General features: G+C 69.1%; 20 protein-coding genes, 2 tRNA genes, 1 rRNA gene and 1 riboswitch. Of the genes, 11 read left to right on the top strand and 12 right to left on the bottom strand.

Going from position 1 to position 21,161, the window contains the following annotated elements:
• A 5S ribosomal RNA gene (rrf, locus tag EV190_RS12345) occupies positions 1–88 on the top strand; the annotation flags it as partial.
• Between the two features lie 639 nt (positions 89–727).
• On the opposite strand, the gene EV190_RS12340 is transcribed toward rrf, so the two are convergent.
• A complete protein-coding gene (locus EV190_RS12340) occupies positions 728–1,036 on the bottom strand; it encodes a hypothetical protein (RefSeq protein ID WP_133741663.1) in 309 nt (102 codons plus the stop codon).
• Between the two features lie 385 nt (positions 1,037–1,421).
• Positions 1,422–1,484, top strand: a riboswitch (guanidine-III (ykkC-III) riboswitch).
• A 27-nt stretch (positions 1,485–1,511) separates the two neighbouring features.
• On the opposite strand from EV190_RS12340, the gene EV190_RS12335 reads away from it, so the two are divergent.
• The 5 genes from EV190_RS12335 (at position 1,512) to EV190_RS12320 (ending at position 4,679) form a co-directional block, all read left to right on the top strand.
• Positions 1,512–1,826: a DMT family transporter gene (locus tag EV190_RS12335; protein WP_133741662.1), complete on the top strand. Its 315-nt coding sequence runs from the start codon at positions 1,512–1,514 to the stop codon at positions 1,824–1,826.
• Positions 1,827–2,103: 277 nt separating this feature from the next.
• Complete coding sequence (locus EV190_RS12330) at positions 2,104–2,937, top strand: helix-turn-helix domain-containing protein (RefSeq protein ID WP_133741661.1); 834 nt, start codon at positions 2,104–2,106, stop codon at positions 2,935–2,937.
• A 431-nt stretch (positions 2,938–3,368) separates the two neighbouring features.
• A complete protein-coding gene (locus EV190_RS24085; protein WP_220270034.1) occupies positions 3,369–3,491 on the top strand; it encodes a DLW-39 family protein in 123 nt (40 codons plus the stop codon).
• A gap of 178 nt (positions 3,492–3,669) precedes the next feature.
• A tRNA-Ala gene (locus EV190_RS12325) sits at positions 3,670–3,742 on the top strand.
• 325 nt (positions 3,743–4,067) lie between these two features.
• Positions 4,068–4,679 (top strand): DUF1707 and DUF4870 domain-containing protein, encoded by a 612-nt coding sequence (locus tag EV190_RS12320; protein WP_243742532.1) that lies wholly within the window; start codon positions 4,068–4,070, stop codon positions 4,677–4,679.
• Between the two features lie 108 nt (positions 4,680–4,787).
• On the opposite strand, the gene EV190_RS12315 is transcribed toward EV190_RS12320, so the two are convergent.
• The gene (locus EV190_RS12315) at positions 4,788–5,354 is read right to left on the bottom strand and encodes a hypothetical protein (RefSeq protein WP_133741660.1); all 567 of its coding nucleotides are present in this window, start codon (positions 5,352–5,354) and stop codon (positions 4,788–4,790) included.
• A gap of 257 nt (positions 5,355–5,611) precedes the next feature.
• Here EV190_RS12315 and EV190_RS12310 point away from each other — a divergent pair, with 257 nt between their 5' ends.
• Both EV190_RS12310 and EV190_RS12305 read left to right on the top strand, forming a co-directional pair.
• A complete protein-coding gene (locus tag EV190_RS12310) occupies positions 5,612–6,139 on the top strand; it encodes a peptidylprolyl isomerase (protein ID WP_133741659.1) in 528 nt (175 codons plus the stop codon).
• Between the two features lie 132 nt (positions 6,140–6,271).
• The gene (locus tag EV190_RS12305; RefSeq protein ID WP_341770548.1) at positions 6,272–7,039 is read left to right on the top strand and encodes a rhomboid family intramembrane serine protease; all 768 of its coding nucleotides are present in this window, start codon (positions 6,272–6,274) and stop codon (positions 7,037–7,039) included.
• Positions 7,040–7,224: 185 nt separating this feature from the next.
• Here the strand turns inward: EV190_RS12305 and EV190_RS12300 are convergent, their stop codons facing one another.
• From EV190_RS12300 to EV190_RS12265, 8 genes are all read right to left on the bottom strand, one after another.
• On the bottom strand, positions 7,225–7,485 hold the full coding sequence (locus tag EV190_RS12300; protein WP_133741657.1) for a cell division protein CrgA: 261 nt from the start codon (positions 7,483–7,485) through the stop codon (positions 7,225–7,227).
• 179 nt (positions 7,486–7,664) lie between these two features.
• On the bottom strand, positions 7,665–9,449 hold the full coding sequence (pknB, locus tag EV190_RS12295) for a Stk1 family PASTA domain-containing Ser/Thr kinase (RefSeq protein ID WP_133741656.1): 1,785 nt from the start codon (positions 9,447–9,449) through the stop codon (positions 7,665–7,667).
• A 177-nt stretch (positions 9,450–9,626) separates the two neighbouring features.
• The gene (locus EV190_RS12290) at positions 9,627–11,129 is read right to left on the bottom strand and encodes a serine/threonine-protein kinase (protein WP_243742531.1); all 1,503 of its coding nucleotides are present in this window, start codon (positions 11,127–11,129) and stop codon (positions 9,627–9,629) included.
• Positions 11,126–12,571, bottom strand: a complete 1,446-nt coding sequence (locus EV190_RS12285) for a peptidoglycan D,D-transpeptidase FtsI family protein (RefSeq protein WP_133741655.1) — start codon at positions 12,569–12,571, stop codon at positions 11,126–11,128. The genes EV190_RS12290 and EV190_RS12285 overlap by 4 nt, the downstream gene beginning before the upstream one ends.
• A complete protein-coding gene (locus EV190_RS12280) occupies positions 12,568–14,010 on the bottom strand; it encodes an FtsW/RodA/SpoVE family cell cycle protein (RefSeq protein WP_133741654.1) in 1,443 nt (480 codons plus the stop codon). Before EV190_RS12280 ends, EV190_RS12285 begins: the two co-directional genes overlap by 4 nt.
• Positions 14,007–15,368: a Stp1/IreP family PP2C-type Ser/Thr phosphatase gene (locus EV190_RS12275; protein WP_133741653.1), complete on the bottom strand. Its 1,362-nt coding sequence runs from the start codon at positions 15,366–15,368 to the stop codon at positions 14,007–14,009. Before EV190_RS12275 ends, EV190_RS12280 begins: the two co-directional genes overlap by 4 nt.
• Entirely contained in the window at positions 15,365–15,844 is a 480-nt protein-coding gene (locus tag EV190_RS12270) for an FHA domain-containing protein FhaB/FipA (RefSeq protein WP_133741652.1), read from the bottom strand. Before EV190_RS12270 ends, EV190_RS12275 begins: the two co-directional genes overlap by 4 nt.
• A 263-nt stretch (positions 15,845–16,107) precedes the next feature.
• The gene (locus EV190_RS12265; protein ID WP_449182178.1) at positions 16,108–16,869 is read right to left on the bottom strand and encodes an FhaA domain-containing protein; all 762 of its coding nucleotides are present in this window, start codon (positions 16,867–16,869) and stop codon (positions 16,108–16,110) included.
• Positions 16,870–17,077: 208 nt separating this feature from the next.
• Between EV190_RS12265 and EV190_RS12260 the strand changes: the two genes are divergently transcribed.
• A tRNA-Leu gene (locus EV190_RS12260) sits at positions 17,078–17,160 on the top strand.
• Positions 17,161–17,330: 170 nt separating this feature from the next.
• Here EV190_RS12260 and EV190_RS12255 read toward each other — a convergent pair.
• The gene (locus EV190_RS12255; protein ID WP_133741651.1) at positions 17,331–17,810 is read right to left on the bottom strand and encodes an SSI family serine proteinase inhibitor; all 480 of its coding nucleotides are present in this window, start codon (positions 17,808–17,810) and stop codon (positions 17,331–17,333) included.
• Between the two features lie 80 nt (positions 17,811–17,890).
• Between EV190_RS12255 and EV190_RS12250 the strand changes: the two genes are divergently transcribed.
• Positions 17,891–18,223 carry a rhodanese-like domain-containing protein gene (locus EV190_RS12250; protein WP_133741650.1) on the top strand — a complete coding sequence of 111 codons (333 nt, stop codon included), beginning with the start codon at positions 17,891–17,893 and terminating at the stop codon, positions 18,221–18,223.
• Positions 18,224–18,282: 59 nt separating this feature from the next.
• On the opposite strand, the gene EV190_RS12245 is transcribed toward EV190_RS12250, so the two are convergent.
• Complete coding sequence (locus tag EV190_RS12245; protein WP_133741649.1) at positions 18,283–18,951, bottom strand: methylated-DNA--[protein]-cysteine S-methyltransferase; 669 nt, start codon at positions 18,949–18,951, stop codon at positions 18,283–18,285.
• 168 nt (positions 18,952–19,119) lie between these two features.
• On the opposite strand from EV190_RS12245, the gene EV190_RS12240 reads away from it, so the two are divergent.
• Complete coding sequence (locus EV190_RS12240) at positions 19,120–21,048, top strand: PAS domain S-box protein (RefSeq protein ID WP_243742530.1); 1,929 nt, start codon at positions 19,120–19,122, stop codon at positions 21,046–21,048.
• The last annotated feature ends 113 nt before the right edge of the window (positions 21,049–21,161 follow it).

Raw genomic sequence — 21,161 nt, 5'->3', positions numbered from 1 at the left:
CGGTCCCATTCCGAACCCGGAAGTTAAGCTCTCAAGCGCCGATGGTACTGCCTCCGTGCTGGGGTGGGAGAGTAGGACGCCGCCGTACGTTTTTTTCGGGGAGGGGCCGCACCTGTCGGGTGCGGCCCCTCCCCCTTTTTTGTTTCCGAGAGGCCCTTTTCGGTCGGCTTCGACCAGGGTTCCAGTCGTCCGGAAAATGTCGACAAACCGACAGGTCGACGTCTCCCGTCCCGGTTCTGCCGTGTTCCGTCGGACTCTGCCTCCGACCCGAAGCCTGCGGCGTAGCGGGACCCGTTCGGGGCGCCGGCGCGAAACCGGGCCCGGAAGCCGGTTCGACCGGGGAGCCGGGCAGTCCGCTGCTCCGGGAGGCGATCGACGGCGGCCTCCGCGCATCTGGAAGGCCCACGGGCACGCTCCCAGAACGGCGGGGGCGCGCCCCCGCCGTAACAGAGGAGAGGGGCGGTTACTCCTCTTCGGAGTCCGCCCCACTCGGTGTCTCGATCAGCTGGCGCACCAGCGCCATGAACTCTTCGTCGCTCATCGCGGCCCAGTCCACACGATCGTTCATGTTGACCGGTTTCCCCGTCCACAAGATCAATAAGCGCGCGCCGGAGCTAATTGCCGGAAGAATCTGGGTGAAATCCGCGTTCTGAATGTTTCAAGTGTCCGCTTTTGGGCTGTGACCTGCGGATACGCAAAATTGACGGCCGTTGCGGCTGTTCTCGGCTCAGATGCGCCGTTGCAGGGCGGCGCGGCATTCGGGGCAGCGGCACCGCTTGTTGTAACCGGTCACCGTACCGTGGGGCAGGTGTGGATCGCGTTCGGCGGTGAGCGTGGCGTCGAGCTGGAAGCCGAACGCGCTGAGAATGCGCGCGGCGGAGAAAACCCGCTGCGGGCTCACCCCCAACTCGCGGGCCGCGTCGTCGATGTGGACCCCCATGCGCAGCTTCGCGATCAGTCGTGAACGCGTGGACGGCGGCATCTCCTCTTCCGCGGTCGCGATCAACTGGTCGGCGTCGTCAATGGGGTAGCTCATCAATTTCCCTAGTGCTGTGACCGAAAGGGTCCACGGTGTTCGCCGTGGTGCGGCACTGCTCCACTCCTCGAGGAGCTCCTGCGGTCCGGCGGTTCTGTTTCCACGCGTCCTCCGGGGCGTGGCGGTCTCCTTCCCCCGGGCCGTGGACCGGTCGGGGCTCTCGGGGACCGGGCCTCGCGCGCGGTGGCGTGACGCGCACCGCGGAGCGTTTCCGAAGGAGTGGTGCGCGTGGTCGGCCCTGGAATCCCGTCCTCGACCACCCCGAATCGTACGCGGTGCGGGGACGTTCCGGGGCGTTCCGCCGCTCCGGCCCCGCGCGGCCCGCGCGGTGGTGGACCTCTCCGCCTCGGGGCGTGCGGGAGAGGGCCCGGTGGGTAGGGTCGGGGCGTGGGCCGCTCCGGTCCCCGGACGAGGTGCGCCGTACCCGGTCATGACAAGACGGCGCTCACAGCACCGACCTCGAAGGGAACCCGACATGGCGTGGCTCTTTCTTGTCCTCTCCGGCCTGCTGGAGACCGTCTGGGCGACGGCGCTCGCGTCGTCCAGGGGGTTCACCCGGCTGTGGCCCACGGTCGTCTTCGTCGTGGCGCTCGTGCTGAGCATGGGCGGCCTGGCCCTGGCCCTGCGCTCCATCCCGATCGGCACCGGATACGCCGTCTGGGTGGGTATCGGAGCGGTGGGCACGGCGGTCGTCGGCATGGCCTGGCTGGGTGAGCCTGTCGGCGTCGCGAAGATCCTGTGCCTGCTGCTGATCGTGGCGGGGATCGTCGGTCTGAAACTGCTGCACTGACCGTTTCGCGGTAATTGATCCTTTCGGGGGCGTTGTTCCTGATGGGAGAAAGAGATAACCGCCGGGCCGGTCCGGCGGTTTCGTCTGGTGCTCGCACCGCTTCCCACCGGGGAGTCCACGTTCGCGAAACGTGATCCGGCGGGAGGCGGGGAGCTATTCGGCCGGGAGGAGGCGGCCGTTCCGCGGCCAATTTCTACGAATGCATTGCTAGCGGCTGGTGGTAGTGCTTCCCTGGTTTACACAGCCATCGATGCCCAGCGTGTACGGACAAGAGGTAATGACCAGCCCCATCGTTCGTCGCCGCCGCCTGTCGGCGGAGCTTCGCCGCTGGCGGGTGCAGGCGGGGATGACTCTCAGCGACGTCGCCGAGGAGCTCGAGTGGTCACCCGCCAAGCTCGGGCACATCGAGACGGGCATTCGCAAGTGGCCGTCCGTCATGGAGGTGTCCGCGCTGCTCCGGCTGTACGGGGTGACGGGAGGCCGCCGTGAGGCCATCCTGACACTGGCCAGGGAGTCGCGGCTGCGTCCGTGGTGGACCGAGTACGAGGACGTCGTCCCGTCGGCCTACGTCGGCAACGAGGCGGGCGCGGTGGCCATCGACTCCTACGCCGGGACGCTGGTCCCGGACCTGGTGCAGGCGCCCGAGTACACGGCGCTGCTGGCGCGTTCCAGGGGCCATGACGACCGCCTGGTCGACCGCATGGTCGCCGCGTACCTCAAGCGCCAGGAGACCCTGGACAGAGACAGCCTCAACCGCTACCACGCCCTGGTCGAGGAGGACGCGCTGCAGCGGGTCGCCGCGTGGCCCGAGGTGCTGCACGCGCAGCTGCGCCGGCTCATCGAGCTCGCCGAGGACAGCCGTCGCGTCACCATCCAACTGCTGCCCACCTCGGCCGGGCCGAACGCCGGGGCCGCGGGGCCTTTCACCGTACTGGAGTTCGACGAGGGGGAGAGCTCACTGGCGTTCGTGGAGGCCACGCACGGCGGCACGATCGTCGAGGAGGCGGCGGGCGTCGCGCGCTGCCAGAGGGCGTGGCGTGGTCTGATGGGGATGGCGGCCGCCCCGCGCGCCACCGTCGTCACCCTCAAGCACCTGGATCTGCTGACCTAGTGTCCCGGGAGCGATGGGTGGTTCGCGTCCGGAGCCGCGACTCCTCGCGGGGACCGGGCTGCCCGGGGGTCTCCTGTTGTGACAGCCGCCTGACGGGCGGGGAGGGGGCCTGAGGAGAAACCCGGCGGGCCGGTCGGCGGGACGGTGTGCGGGGAGTCTTTCGATGACCTCGGCGTTGGCGCCGTGTCGTGTCCGTTCCGGCAGCGGATACGCGTCCGGAACCGCCCGAACGCGTACCGTTCAGGGTAAGAGTCTCGCCAGGGTTGCTAGGCTGCTTGGGGACAAACCCATAAAGTGCTCCCATGACGCCTTAGGCTCGGTTCAGACGGGCCTGTGAGCGCGGGCCGCTCACTCGTCCGCGACTCAACCCGAGCCGGGCCGCGCGTCGAGACTTGTTCCAGATCCGTGAAGGAAAGTAAGGGGTCCTCACCGTGAAGAAGATCATTGTCCTGGTGCTGGTGGCCCTCGGGGCGTTCGCCATCTACCGCAAGATCCAGGCCGACCGCGCCGAGCTGGACCTGTGGACCGAAGCCACTGCCGCCAGCGACAACTAGCCTGCTGTACGGGCAAGTAGTCGGATTCCACCAGGGGAGAGCCGGGAGCGCCGTGCGGCGCGCCTGGGCTCACCCTCCGGCGTGACGCCACCGACCGCTCGACGACGTCGACGGGGCGGTATGCTCTTCAATCGTCGCCGTGATGTCGCCGTGAACGATGCGGCGGCGCTTGCGACGAGGGGCCATAGCTCAGCTGGCAGAGCGCCGGTTTTGCATACCGGAGGTCAGGGGTTCGACTCCCCTTGGCTCCACCGTGTGGTCGAAGTTCCAACCCTGTCCCCTTACCGGGGGCAGGGTTTCTTCGTTCTGCCCCCGGTGGGCGCCGGCGTGGAGCCGGTCGGCCGGACCGGGCGCGGTCTCGAGCCCTTCCCACGGCTCCGTCGCGCGGTGCCGGGAGCGGGCGACCGCTACTTTCGACGGGGGTGGGAAGCCGGGGAAATCAGGGAACAGTCAGGGGCATCCCCGTGGCGATGGCCGATTCCGATCACCGATCATGGGAAGAGGTAGTAGAGACCCCTTCACGGGGAGCCTCAGCCCTACACCACAGCCATAGCGCGGCAAGGAGTGATCGTGGCCGTGTACAACCCAACACCTCCTCCGGCGCCCTACGGCGGCAAGCCCGTTCCGCGGTCGCAGATGCGGCTGACCCACGCGGAGCGCGACCAGGTCGCCGAGGTGCTGCGCGAGGCGTACGCACAGGGCCAGCTGGACGAGGACGAGTTCGACGAACGGCTCGGCCGGACCATGTCCGCCAAGCTCCACGGTGAGCTGGAGCCGCTGGTCGCCGACCTGTCCCCGGCCGTCCCGGGGGGCGTCGCCGGTGCGACTCCCATGGCCGGGCCCGAGGGCGAGCCGACGAAGGAGGAGCGGGGCTGGGCGCTGGGCGCGCACGTCTCCGGTTACTTCAGCCTCGGGTTGGGGCCGCTGCTGGTCCTGCTCGCCAAGGGCGATTCGCCGTTCGTCCGCCGCCAGGCGTTCCAGGCGCTGAACTACCAGTTGATCTTCCTCATCGCGACCGTGACGCTTCCGATCACGATGTGGCTCCTCTTCATCCCTCTCGTCATCTACGTCTTCATGGCGGTGGGCTGGGTGTTCCTTCCGCTGATCGCCGGCATCGCCGCGGCCCTCGGCAACAACTGGCGCTACCCGCTCACCTACCAGATCATCAAGGACCCCCGCGCCAGGTAGGGGGCCGACGGACTCCGGGAGGCAAGGGGCGCCGAGAACGAGAACGGCCCCGCGATGGTGATCGCGGGGCCGTTCTCGTCGTGGTGTGTCGAGGAGGGAGGCCGCGGGTTACTGCTTGACCCGGCCGTTCAGCTCCTGGGAGGTCTCCGAGGCGGTGTCTTCGGCCCCCGCGGCCTCCGTGGCCGTGGAGCCCGCCGCGCCCCTCATCTTTCCCCTGGCCTCCCTGGCCTTGGCGGCCAGCTGGTCCCTGGTCTGGCGGACCTGCTCGCGCGCGCTGTCGAGGTTGGCCTGCCACTCGGCGTCCTGGGACGCCTGGCGCAGACGCAGCACCCCGTACACCGCGGCGGCGCCGAGGGCGCCCGCTCCGATGATGACGAGCGAGCGGGGCATCCGGCGGCGCTTCGCCACGGGGAGGGCGGGTTCCACCCTGTGCGCGGCGGCGGTCAGGAGACCGGCCACCCGGGGGGCGACCGTGTCCTCGACCCGCAGGGCCGCGGTCTCGAGGCGGGGAGCGGTCCATCCCCGCGCCTGGTTGAGCCGCAGGGCCGCGGTCTCCCTGGCCTGCTCGGTGTACGGGGCGAGCCGCTCCGCCTGCTCCCGAGCGAGCTCCTGAAGGCGGCTGAGAGCCTCCTCCGCGTCCCTGCGGGCCTCGCGACGCTTCAACATGATCGACACGTGCTCCTCCTCTGTTCCAAGGCTTTCCGGGTGGCCCTCTGCCCGATCCGGCAAGTCCTATGCGTTCGACGCGCGGACGGCGGTCCGCGACCGGTCCGTTATAAGGGCGTTATCTCAACATACGTGGTCGATGTGGGTCCGACCACGCGCCCGCACCGTGTCCCTCGCCTCTCCCGCACCGGTGGCGGCCCGCGTCCGGGCCGGATCGGGACGGTAACGTGTCAGGGGTAAGCCATTCACAACGGAAAGGCACTCAGGTGTCTGACGCTAAAGGCCAGCTCTTCGCACGGCTGAGCACCAACCGGGGCGAGATCGTCCTCAGACTCTTCTCCGACGAGGCGCCGGAAACAGTCGAGAACTTCGTCGGTCTCGCCGAGGGCACGAAGGAGTGGGTGGACCCGCGCACCGGTCAGCCCACCAAGGCCAAGCTCTACGACGGCACGGTGTTCCACCGCGTCATCAAGGGCTTCATGCTGCAGGGCGGCGACCCGCTCGGAAACGGGCGGGGCGGCCCGGGCTACCGCTTCAAGGACGAGCCGCACCCGTCCCTGAAGTTCAACCGCCCCTACCTGCTGGCGATGGCCAACGCGGGCCCGAACACCAACGGCTCCCAGTTCTTCATCACCGTGGGCGCCACCGACTGGCTCAACGGCAAGCACACGATCTTCGGTGAGGTCGTCGAGGGCCGCAACGTCATCGACACCATCGCCGAGGTCGCCACCGACCAGATGGACAAGCCGCTGGAGCCCGTCGTCGTCGAGTCCGTCTCGATCGAGCGCAAGTAGGATCCGACCGGTATGAGCGCCTCCCAGCCTTCCGAACCGCAGGCCCAGGCCGTCCCGACCTGTTTCCGGCACCCTGATCGCGAGACGTACGTCCGGTGCCGCCGGTGCGACCGGCCGATCTGCCCTGACTGCATGCGGGACGCGTCGGTCGGCTTCCAGTGCGTGGAATGCGTGGCCGAGGGCAACAAGGGGGTTCGGGAGGCGCGTACCGCCTTCGGCGGGAAGGTGATCTCCAAGCCGTACGTGACGTGGGCCCTGCTGGGGCTCATCGGCGTCGGCTATCTCCTGCACCTGGCGAGCGGTGGCACCCTGTGGTCGGGGAGAAGTGCCGTCAGCGACCAGTTCGGCATGTGGGGTGCCGGGATCGACTACGCGGACCAGTGGTACCGCCTGATCACCTCCGCGTTCCTGCACTCGGGCGTGATGCACCTGCTGTTCAACGGGTTCGCGCTGTACGTGGTCGGTCCCCAGTTGGAGAACTGGCTCGGCCACGTCCGGTACCTCGCGCTGTGGGTGGTCAGCGCCGTCGGCGGCTCGGTCCTCGGCTATCTCGTGGAGCCGAACCAGCTGACGGTCGGCGCGTCGGGTGCGATCTTCGGCCTGTTCGGCGCGATCCTGCTGATCGGCCGGCGGTTGAGGCTGGACACCCGCTTCATCCTCGGCCTTCTGGCGGTCAACCTGCTGATCACCTTCACGGTGCCGAACATCTCCTGGACCGCGCACATCGGTGGTCTGGTGAGCGGTCTGCTCCTGGGCGGGACGTACGCCTACCTGCCGTTCGGGGCGGGCCGGGGAGACCGGACGCGGGCGCGCGCGGCCCTGCACGCGGGAGTCACCGCCGGGTACGCGGTGGTGCTGCTGGCCGTGGCCGTGGTGTGGGCCGTGGCCGTCAGGGGCTGAGCCGGACCCGCGGCGGAACACGTGAAGGGCCCGGAGCCGAATGGCTCCAGGCCCTTCACGTATTTGTGCACAGGTTGTCCGCCCCTGTGGATAACTCTGTGGACAACTGGTTGCCCAGTTGTGGATAAACTCCGTGGAAAACCTTCGGAACTGGGAAAACAGCGCCGTTTTCGCCTTGTGGACAGTTAGTGCCAACGTGTGGACAGAATCACCGAGATGATGAGTCCGCTGAAGCCGATGGCGAGGTTCCAGTTGGGCTGGTTCTCCAGGAACGAGACCGGGACGAAGTTCCCGACGATGTAGTAGACACCGATCCACAGGATGCCCAGAACCCCGAACGCGATCATCGCGGGGGCCACCCAGCGCGGACTGACCTTCGGCTTGGTCGCGGTGGGCGGCGGCGTGTAGACGGCCTTCTTCTTGCGATCGCTGCGGGACTTGGGCACGGTCGCTGCTCCAAAACGAGTGGGCCGGACTTCTCCAGAATGGGGATTCAGTCTACGCCCCCGAAGGACGGGTGGGGACGCCCGGGGGGATATCCCGGCTCGCCGGTGCGGGGCACCGCGGATGGAACGGCGCCGCCCGGTCACGGGGACCGGGCGGCGCCGTACGTCGAACGTGTCGGTCAGTCGTCGAGGAAGTCCTGCCAGTTCTCCGGGAAGCCCGGAGTGGTCTGGCCGTTCTCGCCGTTGTTGCCTTCGTTGCCGGGGGAGTCGGAGGGCGACTCGGTGGCGACCGGCGCCTTGGCGAAGGTGACGGTGACGGTGCTGCCCGGGTCGACCTTCGATCCGGCCTGCGGGTCCTGGCTGATCGCGGTGCCCGGGGTGGCCTGGTCGGTCTCCTGCTCCTGGGCGTTGAGGGTCAGTCCCCGGCTCGAGAGCTGGTCCTGGACCTGGTCCTGGTTCATCCCGGAGAAGGAGGGGATCTCGACCTGGGTGCTGGCCTTGGCGATCACCAGGTTGACGGTGGTGCCCGCCTCCACCTCGGTGCCGGCCGCCGGGTCGGTCGACAGGACCGTGCCCTGGGGCTGCTCGGACTCCTCCTGGGTGATCTCGCCGCGCTCCAGGCCCTCCTGGTTGAGCTGGGAGAGGGCATCGCTCTGGGAGAGGTTGACCAGGTTCGGCACCTCCACCATCTCCGGGCCGGTGGAGACCATGATGGTGATCTCGGTGTCGGGGGTCACGGTCTCCCCCGCCGCCGGGTCGGTGCCGGTGACCCCGCCCTCCTCGACGTCGGCGCTGGGCTGCTCCTGCGTCTCCGCGGCGATGTTCTCGAAGCCCTTCGCCTCGAGCTCGCTCCGGGCGTCCTCGACGGAGGAGCCCGCCAGATCCGGGATCGTGAGGTTGTCCGTGCTGGGCCGGTAGATCAGGAAGCCGAGGAAGACCGCGGCGGCCAGCACGCCGGCGCCGAGCACGATCCACAGCGCCCTGCCGCCGCCCCTGCGGTCGTCCTCGTCGTCGTAGTCGTAGTCGTCGTAATCGTCGTCCCGACGCTGCTCGCGCACCGGTGGCAGCGCTGTGGTGGCGCCGCCGCCGGCGGAGGCCAGGGCCATCGTGCTCGCCGCGGTGGGCATGCCCTGGAGCCCGCGCTGGATGTCCGCGCGCATCTCCTCGGCACTCTGGTAGCGCTCCTCGCGGTCCTTGGCCATCGCCCGGAGCACGATCGTCTCGATCCACTCGGGGATCTCGGGGTCCAGGTCCGAGGGCGGGACCGGGTGCTCCCGCACGTGCTGGTAGGCGATGGAGACCGGTGAGTCGCCCGTGAACGGGGGCCCGCCGGTCAGCAGTTCGTACAGGACGCAGCCGGTGGAGTAGATGTCGCTGCGCGCGTCGACGCGCTCGCCCCGGGCCTGCTCCGGCGACAGGTACTGCGCGGTTCCGATGACCTGCGAGGTCTGCGTCATCGTGGCCTGGGAGTCGTTCATCGCCCGCGCGATGCCGAAGTCCATGACCTTGACCTCGGCCTGGCGCGTCAGCATGATGTTCGCCGGCTTGATGTCCCGGTGCACGATGCCGTTGCGGTGGCTGTACTCCAGCGCCCGCAGGATGCCGTCGGTCAGCTCCAGGGTTCGTTCCGGGAGCAGGCGCCGGTCGTCGTCGAGCAGCTCCTTGATGGTCCGCCCGTCCACGTACTCCATGATGATGTACGGGATCGAGGTTCCGTCGATCATGTCCTCGCCGGTGTCGTACACGGCGATGATCGAGGGATGGTTCAACGAGGCCGCGGACTGCGCCTCGCGTCGGAACCGGGCCTGGAAGGTGTGGTCTCGCGCGAGGTCCGAACGCAGCGTCTTGACGGCCACCAGCCGGTCGAGACGGAGGTCACGGGCGCGGTAGACCTCGGCCATGCCACCCCGCCCGACGACTCCGTCGAGCTCGTAGCGGCCACCGAGTAGCCGTGGCTGAGACATGTCGTGAACTGTTCCTCATGATCGTGAGAGGACCTGGAGCGGTTGCTAAGGACCAGGTCGTGTTTCTCGAGTCATCTCGGGCTCGCTCCTCCCCGGGGGCAGGGCCCCGCTGCGTGATCACCGCGAAGCGGCGCAGGAGGGGCTCTTGCTCACCCGAAAGCATTCAAGAAACACTCCCTAGTCGGGCAGTGCGAAGCTTCTGGATTCGCCGCTGCCCGTGTCTTCTCCGGTCTGCTCCCCGGCGTCTGCCCCGTCGTCGCTCCCGTCGTCGCCACCTGTGTCGGCATCGTCGCCGGTGTCACCGGTCTCGCCGGTGTCGCCCGATGGGACGGAGGGATCCGTTGGCGGTTGCGTTGTCGTTGTCGACGGTTCCGTACTCGGCGAGTAGTCCGGTTCCGGCTGGTTCTGGACCGGCGGCACGTCCTGACCGCCGGGGTACTCCGGAGCGGGCGTGTCCGGGTCGGTCTCTACGTCGGTGTCAGGGGATTGAGAAAGCGAGGGGGCCACCGACGGCGTCTTGTCCGGTGTCCCACTGGGGTCAGTTCCCTTCCACAGCTGCGAGACCAGTACGATTCCCAGCGCGACGACTCCGACGGTTGCGATCAGAGCGAGGACGACGGGCAGGTTCAGGCGGCTGTTCGGTGCGGATTCCCCGGCAACTCTATCCGAGCCGTCGGTGCCCGCAGGTGGCCACGCCCCAGTTGGCGGGATTTGTCCAGATTGTCCACCTGTCATGGTGGACGGCCCGGTGTTCGATCCAGCCAGCGTGCCGACCACCATCGTCTGCCCGGTGGCGCTCGCCAGTCCCAGGGACTCGGTGGCGGCGGCGCCGCTGAGACCGGCCCTCAGCCATTGCGCCTGCTGGGAGACCTCGGCCGCCGACACCGGGCGGTCCTGCGGATCCTTGTTCAGCATCCGCTCCACGAGCTCGCGCACCGGAGCGGGCACGGTCTCGGGCAGCGGCGGAGGGGGTTCGCGGGTGTGGGCCAGTGCCAGGGCCAGCGGGGTGTCCGACATGAACGGCGGACGGCCGGCCAGGCACTCGTACGCCACCACGCCGAGCGCGTAGATGTCGGACGACTGGGTGGCGGGCTTGCCCGCCACCTGCTCGGGCGAGATGTACTGGGCGGTTCCCATGACCATGCCGGTCTGGGTCAGGGTCACCGACTCGTTGCCGCGCGCGATGCCGAAATCGGTCAGCTTCACCGTGCCGTTCTCGGTGACCAGCAGGTTCCCGGGTTTGATGTCGCGGTGTACGACACCCCGGGAGTGCGCGGCGGCCAGCGCCTGCGCGGCCTGGTCGAGCACGTCGAGGGCGATGTCGGGGTCGAGACCGGGGTTGCGCTTGATGATCGCGGACAGGGGTTCGCCCGAGATCAGCTCCATGACCAGGAAGGCGATGTCGTCCTGTTCGCCGTAGTCGTAGACCTGGGCGATGCCCGCGTGTGAGAGCGCCGCGGTGATCTGGGCCTCGGTGCGGAAGCGCTGTCTGGAGATGGGCTCGCCCATCTGCGCCGTGTGCAGCATCTTGACCGCGACGAGACGACTGAGGAGGGTGTCGGTGGCGCGCCAGACCTCGCCCATGCCGCCCGCGCCGATCCGCTCGTCGAGCTGGTACCGGTTGCTGAGCAGCGCCCCGGCTCGGGAGCCGAACCCGCCACCCGGAACGTTTCCGCTCACTCGTTGATCACTGCCTCCATGATCGCCTTGGCCACGGGGGCGGCGAGAGTGCCGCCGCTCTGGTTCCCGCGTTCGATCACGACCGCCACCGCGACCTGCGGGTCGTCAGCCGGGGCGAAGGAGATGAACCAGTTGTGGGTGTCACCGTCGCCGGTCTCGGCGGTACCGGTCTTTCCTGCTACCTGCATACCCGGGATGGCCCCGGTCAGACCGCTGCCCTCGTCGCCTTCGGTGACCTGGATCATGGCCTGGGTGAGCTGTTCGGCGGTGTCGGAGCTGACGGCCTCGCTGAACACCTCGGGACTGGTGGAGTCGAGCTCGGACATGTCCGGGCCGAGGATCTCCTGCACCAGGTAGGGCTGCATGACGGTGCCGCCGTTGGCGACACCGGCCGCGACCATCGCCATCTGCAGCGGGGTGGCCTCCAGGTTGCCCTGGCCGATGCCGGTCTGCGCGCGGATGTTGTTGTCCGGCTCCAGCGGGGCGAGGCTCTCGGTCACCGGGACCGGGATGTCCATCGGGCCGCTGTTGAACCCGAACGCGGTGGCCTGGTCGTGCATGGCCTGGTCGCCGAGTTCGATGGCCCAGTTGGCCATCGAGGTGTTGCAGGAGATCTCGATCGAGTGCGCGATCGAGTCCGGCGCGCCGCCGTTGCAGGGTCCGCCGAAGGCGTTGGGCAGGCTGCTGCCGCCCAGCGGGATCGACTCCGGAGCGGCGATGGTGGACTCGATGGTGTTGCCGGCCTCCAGCGCCGCCGCCGCGGTCACGATCTTGAAGGTGGAGCCCGGGGGGTAGCGCTCGTTGAAGGCCCGGTTCAGCAGCGGCTGGTTCTCGTCGGCGGCCAGCGCGTTCCAGTTCTCGACCGAGGCCGTGGTGTCGGACAGGTCCGCCACCTCGTTCGGGTCGTAGGTGGGGATCGAGGCTGCGGCCAGGACCGCGCCGGTGCTCGGGTCGACGGCGACGGCGGCGGCCCGGCCGTTCGTGGCGTTGGCCTTGAGGCCCTCCAGCGCCGCCTGCTGGGCGGCGGGGTCCAGGGTGAGCACCACGGTGGCGCCCTGGGCGGGGGTGCCGGTGAGCATGTCCAGGAAGTTGCGTACCAGCAGGCTGCTGTGGGAGCCGTCGAGGTAGGTGTTCTCGGTCGACTCGATGCCGAAGTTGCCCATCGGGTTGAACACGCCGACCGGGTGCGCGTAGACCTCGCCCTCGGGGTAGGCGCGCTGGTACTGCCCGCTCTCCTCGACCAGGGAGGAGGAGGCGATCTGCTCGTTGCCGACCTGGATGGGGCCGCGCGGGGTGGTGAGGCGCTCGGCGGTGTCGCGCCGGTTGAACTCGTGGTCCTGCAACCACTCGGCCTGGACCGCCTGGATCCAGGTGACGTTGAGGAGCAGCACCCCGAACAGGGCCAGGGCGAAGAGGGAGAGCCTGCGGATGGGTTTGTTCATCGGGTGATCACCTGGGTCGCGCCCTCGTCCTGAATGGCCACCGGGGCCGGCTTGCGGGCGTTGTTGCTCATGCGGACCAGCAGGGCGAGCATGATCCAGCTGGACAGCAGGGCGGAACCGCCCTTGGCGACGAAGGGGATGGTCGCACCCGTCATCGGGATGACGCGGGTGACTCCGCCGATGACGACGAAGGACTGGAAGGCGATGAGGAACGAGATGCCGGAGGCGAACATCTTGATGAACAGCTCCCGGGAGGCCAGCGCGATGCGCATGCCGCGCTGCGCGAGCAGGGCCAGCGCCATCAGCATCACCATGACGCCGGTGAGCCCCAGCTCCTCGCCGAAGGCGGTGAAGATGAAGTCGTTCTGGACCTCGGGGACGTGGCCCGGCTTGCCGCCGCCGAGACCGGCGCCCAGGATCCCGCCCTCGCCGAGCGCGAACAGCCCCTGCACGAGCTGCTGGCTGTTCTGGCCCGCGGTCACGCAGAAGGCGTCGGTGCTGTTCGCGATGATCTCGTCGGTGCAGAACACCTCGGGGCTGAAGGCGTCCAGCCAGGTGACCACGCGGGTGCGGAAGTGCGGCACGAACGGGTACAGCAGGGTGCAGGCGCCGAAGAAGGCGCTCAGCCCCAGGATGATCCAGGAGGAGCGCTGGGTGGCGACGTAGATCATCGCCAGGAAGGTACTGAACAGCAGCAGCGAGGTGCCCAGGTCGTTCATCAGGATGACCAGGACGATGATGCAGAAGCCCCACATGACCGCCATGGGGGCCATGTCGCGCATCCGGGGCAGTTCCAGCACCTTGATCGGGCCGATCTTGACCGGCTTGCTGACCAGGGAGAGCACGTCGCGCTTGGTGACCATGTACCCGGCCAGGAAGGTGACCAGGGCGATCTTGGCGAACTCGGACGGCTGGAGGCTGGTGACGCCCAGGTTGACCCACTGCCGGGCGCCGTTGATGGTCATGCCCAGGCCCGGGATCAGCGGCAGCAGGAGCAGGATCACCGCGCCCAGCGCCATGATGTACGGGTAGCGCTGCAGGACCCGCGGCTCCTTCAGGAAGAACACGATCCCGGCGAAGCCCACCATGCTGGCCGCGGTGAGGATCAGCTGGTCCTGCGCGCTGCCGTTGGTGGTGTCGCCGGTGGCCTCGAAGAGCCGCCACAGCATGGCGATGCCGAGCCCGTTCAGCAGGGTGGCCAGCGGCAGCAGCAACGGGTCGGCGTAGGGGGCGAAGAAGCGGATGAAGACGTGGGCCAGGAGGGCCAGGCCGCCGAAGAGGCCGCCGAAGAGGAACAGCTGCGCCGGCATCTCGTCGTTGCGGGTCAGCCCGGCCTCGATCATCGCGAACAGCGTGATGGCGATCGCGAGCAGCAGCATGATCAGCTCGGCGTTGCGCCGCTTGACCGGTGGCAGGGCCGTCGACAGTGCTTCGCTCATTGGGCGCCTCCTGTCTCCTGTGCAGGTTGAGACGCCGGGCTCCGCTCGGAAGTTCCCTGATCCTGAGGATCCCGGGGCTGCCCTTCGGCCTCCTCCAGACCGCAGTCGGCGGGGGACTGCCGGCAGCCCTCGAACACTTCGCGGAGTTCGGCGACGCGTTCCTGGGCCTGGTCGAGGTTGTCGACGGTGATGCTGCGCTCCACCGACTCGCGCTGGGTGTCGGGGAGCATCTCCAGCGGGATACCGGTGCTCTCCACCTCGCTGGCCAGGCTGTACCCGGCGACGTCGGTGTTGATGCCCTGGTAGATGGTGACTTCGCCGTCGTCGCTGGCACCCACGAAGTACTGGTTGTCCAGGAACTGGCGACCGAAGTAGAAGCCGACACCCGCCACGATCGCGACCAGGACCAGGAACGTCAGGACCATGGGCCACCAGGGGCGGGTGCGCCGGGGAGGATCCGCGTCCTCCGGGGGCTCGTAGTCGGGGATGGGGTCCATTTCGGCGGTGTCCCCGGTCCCGCCGCGAGTCAGGCCCTGGGCCCGGCCCGCCGGGGTGTCCGGCGGGGTCACCGGTTCGCGGCGCTGGTTCGCCGCTCCGACCGCGGTGGGGGCCGTCGTGGGTCCGACCGGGTCGGTGGCGGTGTCGATCACGTCGGCGATCACCGCCGTGATGTTGTCCGGCCCGCCGCCGCGGTTGGCCAGCTCGATCAGCCGGACCGCCGCCTCGTGGGGGGTGCGCTCGGTGGCGAGGGTCTCGTGGATGGTCTCCTTGCTGACCACCCCCGACAGTCCGTCGGAGCAGAGCAGGTAGCGGTCGCCGACCTGCGCCTCGCGCACGGACAGGTCCGGGTCGACGTGCCCCTGGCCCTGGATGGCGCGCAGCAGCAGGGAGCGCTGGGGATGGGTGGCGACCTCGTCCTCGGTGATCTTCCCCTCGTCCACGAGGGTCTGCACCAGGGTGTGGTCGTTGGTGATCTGGTGGAGCTCGCCGTCGCGGAGCAGGTAGGCCCGGGAGTCGCCGACGTGCATCAGCGCCATCCGGGCCCCGGACCACAGCATCGCGGTCAGCGTGGTCCCCATGTTCTCCAGGCGGGGCTCCTCGCGGACCTTCTGCGCCAGGGCGTTGTTCGCCGCTTCGGCGGCGCCCTCCAGCGCCCGGACCATCTCGCTTCCGGGCATGTCCTCGTCGAGCGGGATGAGTGAGTTCACGGCCAGCGCGCTGGCGATCTCACCGCCCGCGTGCCCGCCCATGCCGTCCGCGACCACGAGCAGGTAGGGCCCCGCGTAGCCGGAGTCTTCGTTTCCTTCGCGGAGGCAGCCGACATCGGAGTACGCCGCGTATCGAAGTGCGATTGTCATTTGCGTAGTTCCAGAACGGTCTTGCCGATGCGGATGGGTTGTCCGACGGAGAGGGGCTGGGGGCGAGTCAGCCGGTTCTGGCCGAGGTAGGTCCCGTTCGTCGAACCGAGGTCTTCCACGACCCAGCGGCCGTTGTCGGAGAAGATCCGGGCGTGCCGGCCGGAGGCGTAGTCGTCGGTGATGACGAGGGTGGCGTCCTTGGCCCGGCCGATGATGATCGGTTGGGAGGAGAGGTCGAGAGTGGTCCCGGCGAGGGGGCCCTTGGTGACCACCAGGGAGCGGGGCTCGTTGCGCCGCCCCCGTTGGGGGGCGGGTTTGGGCCGCCGGGGCTCTGACCGGCGGGCGGCACCGCGTTTCGCCTTGCTGGTAGCCGGGCCGAACAAGTCGGTGCGGATTACTCCCACCGCCATGATGATGAACAGCCACAGCACCGCGAGGAACGCGAGCTTGATCAACATAAGGGTCAAGTCGGACATTGCAGTGCTCTTCAGCCCCTGTCGTGCTCCGGCTGGGTCAGCGGTGATGGCTCCGCCAGCGCGTGGTCGTCGCGTCGAACCGTGCCTGCCGCCTCGGAAAGCCAGGTGAACCCATTGGACCCGGTTATTGTGCCCGATTGAAGCAGCATTCGGAATAAAGTCCGGGGTGGCTGTGGATAACGGCACCGAGACGGTGGGTACGTCGACGGACAAGACCCGCTCCGTCGAGGGACGGGGGCGGGCCTCGCCCTGCGGTCGGTTGTTCAGTCGCGGCGGAACGTCATCGTCGTCCTGCCGAGGCTGATCCTGGTTCCGTCCACCAGACGCGCGCGCTTGACCTGCTGGCCGTTGACGAACGTCCCGTTGGTGGAACCCAAGTCCACGAGGACGGTCTCGCTGTCCTCCACACGGATCTCGGCGTGGTGGCGCGAGACCCCGTTGTCCACCAGGCGGAGATCGCAGTCCGTCCCCCTGCCGAGGAGCGTCACCTCGGCGTTCAGTTCGTACGACTGCTGCATGCCGTGAGACGCGATGTTGCCCTCGACGGTCGCGCCGCCGGGGGAGAGCAGCAGCCGGGGGCGCCCGCGCACCGCGGACTCGCGCTGGGGGTGGTCGCTGACGGGCTTGATGATCTCGCCGTCCTTGAACGTGTCCCCGCGAATGACCCCGGACCGGATCCGGAACCGGCCCGTCTGGAGGTCGTCGGCCGCGTCGAAGCGCACGCGGACGGGGCCGACGAACGAATAACCCTGCTCTGTCGCGTACTCGCGCGCCAGTTTGGACAGCTCTTGGCCGAGACTGTCCGAGTAGACCTCAAGTCGTTCCTTGTCCGAGCCGGCGAGTTCCACGACAAAGTCGTTGGGGACCAGGGTGCGTCCTTGGGCGACGATCGCGGCGCGCTCGTCCATTTCCCGTTGTACGGCGCTGGCGACCTCGACGGGCTGGAGTTCCGACTTGAAGGCTCGCGCGAAGGTGCCTTCGATCATCCCTTCGAGCCTGCGCTCGAAGCGTTGGAGCACTCCCACGAGGTACCTCCCTTACTCCACGTCCCGATGAGACGATCGTAACCGGGTAAGCGTGTCCTTTGCTTCACCAGGCGGCTCCGAAGCGGAGGAACCGGCGCGGGAAATGTGTGCGCGAGTGCCTCCGCGACCGTGCTAGCCTTTAACACGTCGCCGAGGAACGGCCGGGAAAACGGTCTGGACTGGGCGAACACACAACTGAGTGTCACTCGGGCGGGTGGCGGAACGGTAGACGCGCACGGTTCAGGTCCGTGTGTCCGAAAGGATGTGAGGGTTCAAATCCCTCCTCGCCCACACAGAGAATCGACAGAGGGCGTCTCTCACCGGTAACGAAGATCACCGGAGGGGGACGCTTTTCCGTTGCCCCGACGAGGCCGGCCGCGGACACCGGGACCCGGTGTCCGCGGGGGCCGGGATCGTCCGGCCGGCCCGCCGCTCGGCGGTCCCGGAGACGGCAGGGGCGTCTACGGGTTCAGGACCGGGGACAGGCTCTCCCAGCGGTTGATCTCGCAGCCGTTCGACCGGTTGAACTCGGCGTTCACCTCGGTCTGGTCGATGTGGCCGGTAATGGTCACGACCTCGGGGCCTCCGTAGACCATGGTGCACGCCTGGTCGTCGGGAACGGGGGCGAACGGCTCGTCGCCGGCCTCCTCCAGAGCGGCGCAGGCGGCCTCGGGAGCGGGGTGGTCGCCGCCCGCGGGGGAGCAGGCCAGCGTCCAGGTGCCGGGGCTGAAGCCCTCGAGACCGGTGGGCGTGTCGCTCTCGGAGTCCACGGCGCGTTCGATGGTCAGTTCGGTCCGGGCCCCGTCCCCCGTCGCGGGGGAGGAGGGCCGCTCTTCGACGTCGCCTCCGGTGGTCCCCCCGCCGCAGCCCGCGATCAGGAGGCCCATGGCCGCGAGCAGGGTGAGGCGGACCAGCGCGGTCGTCGGGATGTGGTTGCGCATACCCTGTTGGACGTGAGCGGACGGGGCGGGGTTCCCGTGCGTGGTCCGAGAACGACTGATCGTGATGAAGAGGTGTCCCGGTGTTCGGAGTGAACGTTCCGGTGGTCGAGGTGAACGCGGTCCCCGAAGGGGGATACCTGCTCGACATCCGCGAACACGACGAGTGGCGTGCGGGGCACGCGCCCGAGGCCGTGCACATCCCCCTCGGGGAGCTGGCCGGGCGCGCCGCGGAGGTCCCGCGGGACACCCAGGTCTACGTCATCTGCCGGGTGGGCGGACGCTCCGCGCAGGCGGTGCAGGCCCTCAACGACGCCGGATGGCGGGCGGCCAACATCGCCGGGGGCATGAGCGCCTGGGCCCTGGCCGGACGCCCCATGGTCAGCGACAGCGGCGAGGCCCCGGTCGTCGCCTAGCGTCAGGGCCCCGGAGCCCGGCGGGCGGTTCGCGTCCGGACCCGTGAGAGGGCCCGCTGCTACCGGGGGTCCCTCTTGAAGTGCTCCAGGGTGAGCAGGTAGCGCTTGGCGTCCGAGCCGCCCGCGTACGCGCCGACCAGGTCGGGGTACTCCGCGGGCACCACGCGGTGGCAGGGCAGGAAGAGGCACAGCGGGTTGGTCGCCAGGGTGTTGGCCACCGCCCGGATCGCGTTGGCGTGCCCGATCCGGGCCGCCAGGGCCGCGTACGAGGTGGTGGACCCGTAGGGGACGTCCAGCAGCGACCGCAGCACCACCCGACCGAAGTCGCTGGTCAGGCGCAGGTCCAAGGGGATCGTGAAGGCGGTCAGCCGCCCCTCGAAGTAGGCGTTCAGCTCCCGCCGCACCGGGTCGAGCCACGCGTCGTGCGGCCCGATCCGCGTCGACACCGCGCGGGCCAGCCGGGGCAGGACCGCCTCCTCGGGGTCGAACGAGCAGGAGACGAGGCCGCGTTCGGTCAGCGCGAGCGACAGGAAGCCCACCGGGGTCTCGGCCGTCCCGGTGACCACGTCGAACGGCACACCGGGGGCGGGCGTCCGCCGCTGCGGCGCGGTGGCGGGCGGGGTCGCCGAGACCACCTGGACCAGGGCGTCGAGGTCGTGTTCGGCTTCGTCGGCGCCGAATTCCTCACTGAACCGCGCGGGCCATCCGTCGCGCCAGGTTCGCGTCATCTCGTCTCCAATACCTGGTCGGCGTCTACCGGACGGTTCCTGAAGAATGACACGGACGGAGGCCCGGATGGGGGAATCGGCGGGCGTGGCGGGCCGCGGGCATCGAATTGGCCGGACCTCCGTCATTCCTGTGCCGCGGGGGCGGTGCCGAATGGCACTATGGCGTAGGTGAGCTTCGAGTCGGCGGCCTGCACCGCAGAAGCCGTGTTGGCCGCAGTGGCCGACGCAGTCGTCGTTCTGGACACCGACCAGCGTGTCGTGCAGTGGAACAAGGGCGCGGAGCGCATGTTCGGCTGGACCCTCGCCGAGGTGATCGGGTACCCCGTCCCGATGGTTCCCGACGACCGGATGGCGGAGTACCACGCGGTTCTGGAGCGGGTGCGGGTCAGCCGGCCGATCTCGCTCACGACCAGGCGGGTCCACCACGACGGCGGGCCGCTGGAGGTCCGGGCCAGCTTCAACCGCCTCACCGACGTGCACGGGGCGATGGCCGGCTGGGTGTGCGTCTTCCACCCGCACACCATGACGCCGTCCGAGGGCGAGCTCGAGCAGCTGCACCTGGCGGAGCGCGCGCAGCTGGTGCGGCGGCTCACCGACGTGATGACCGACATCAACGCGGACCTGGGGCTCGTGGAGATCCTCGACGGGATCGTGCGCAGCCTCACCGATCTCACCGGCGCGGACGCGGGCGGGTTCGCGCTGATCGAGGGCGACACCCTCAGGCTGGTCAGCCTCACCAGGTTGTCGGACCACCTGCGCGGGTTCGAGACCTCCCTGAAGGAGAGCCTGTTCGGGGAGCTGCTGGCCAGCGGGAAGAAGGTGCTGCTGGCCACCGACGACACCCGGTCGCTGAGCGATCTGATCTGGTCCGACCTGGACGGGCTGCACACGATCGCGCTGGGCGTGTCCGACGTGCAGGGCCGCCCCTACGGGGCGCTGTACGCGCTGTACAGCAGGCGCAGGGTCAGCCATGTCGAGATGGAGCTGCTGGAGCTGATGGCGGCGCACGCCGGGGTCGCGCTCGGCAACGCCATGACCTACAGGGAGACGGTCCGCCAGCGCGCCCACGAGCACGCGATCGTGGACGCCAGCGCGGACGGCATCTCGGTGCTGGACCACTCGGGGCGGGTGCGCAAGTGGAACCGCGCCGCCGCCGAGCTCACCGGGTACGGCCTGGCCTCGGTGATCGGCAGGCCGCCCCCGTTCCCGTTGCCGGTCGAGCCGGGGCAGCTGGTCAAGTACCGGATGGGGAACGGCCGCTGGTTGGAGATCCTCGTCGCGGACATCTCCGGCACCAGGGAGCGCGTGGTGGACTTCCGCGACATCTCCCCGGCCAAGGAGCTGGAGGAGCAGAAGGACCTCTTCCTGGCCACCGCGGGCCACGAGCTGCGCACGCCGCTCACGGTGGTCCGGGGGCTCTCCAGCACGCTGGCCGAGCGGTGGGACGAGATCGACGAGGACGAGCGTCGCGGCCACGTGCGGCTGATCGCGGACCGGGCCAAGCGGATGGCGCGGCTGGTGGACCACCTGCTGCTGGGTGCCAAGGCCGGGAGCAGGCAGCTTCCGGTGCGGAACCGGGTCTTCGACGTCCGCGGGTCGCTGCGGGAGGCGCTGGCGGCGTTCGTCCCGCTCCTGGCGGACCACGAGCTGCGGCTGGAACTGCCCGCGACCCTGCCGGAGGTGTTCGGGGACCCCGACGCCACCGACGTGATCATCAGCCAGCTGCTGGAGAACGCGTTCAAGTACTCGCCGGAGGGCGGGGCGGTTTCGGTGTCGGCCGGGGTCGAGGACCAGCGGGTGGTGGTCACCGTCGCGGACGAGGGGGTGGGGATCGACTCGGTGGACACCAAGCGGATCTTCGAGCGCTTCGTGCAGGGGGAGTCGGGGGACCGGCGCCGGTTCGGTGGTTTCGGTCTCGGGCTGTACATCGTGCAGCGGCTCGCCGAGGCGCAGAACGGCCATGTCAGCGCGCATCCCAACCAACCGCACGGAACCCGGATGAGATTCACATTACAGTGTGTTCCGGACTCCGCCCGCGGATCCGGTGAGACAGTGGAACCCCCTGTTCCGGACGGGAACAGCGGTGGTTCCGCGTGACGACGCAGTCCCGGATCGAGACCCCGATGCGGGTTTCCATTGCACCCCAACCGGGCATTTCGGCCCTGGTGGGATCCGAGGAAGAGCGCCACGCGGTAGTCGACCGAGCATCA

The organism is Actinorugispora endophytica (assembly GCF_004363075.1).
GTDB classification, from domain to species: domain Bacteria; phylum Actinomycetota; class Actinomycetes; order Streptosporangiales; family Streptosporangiaceae; genus Actinorugispora; species Actinorugispora endophytica.
The sequence above is the reverse complement of the archived record's forward strand: the minus strand, read 5'-3'. Positions and strand labels throughout refer to the sequence as shown.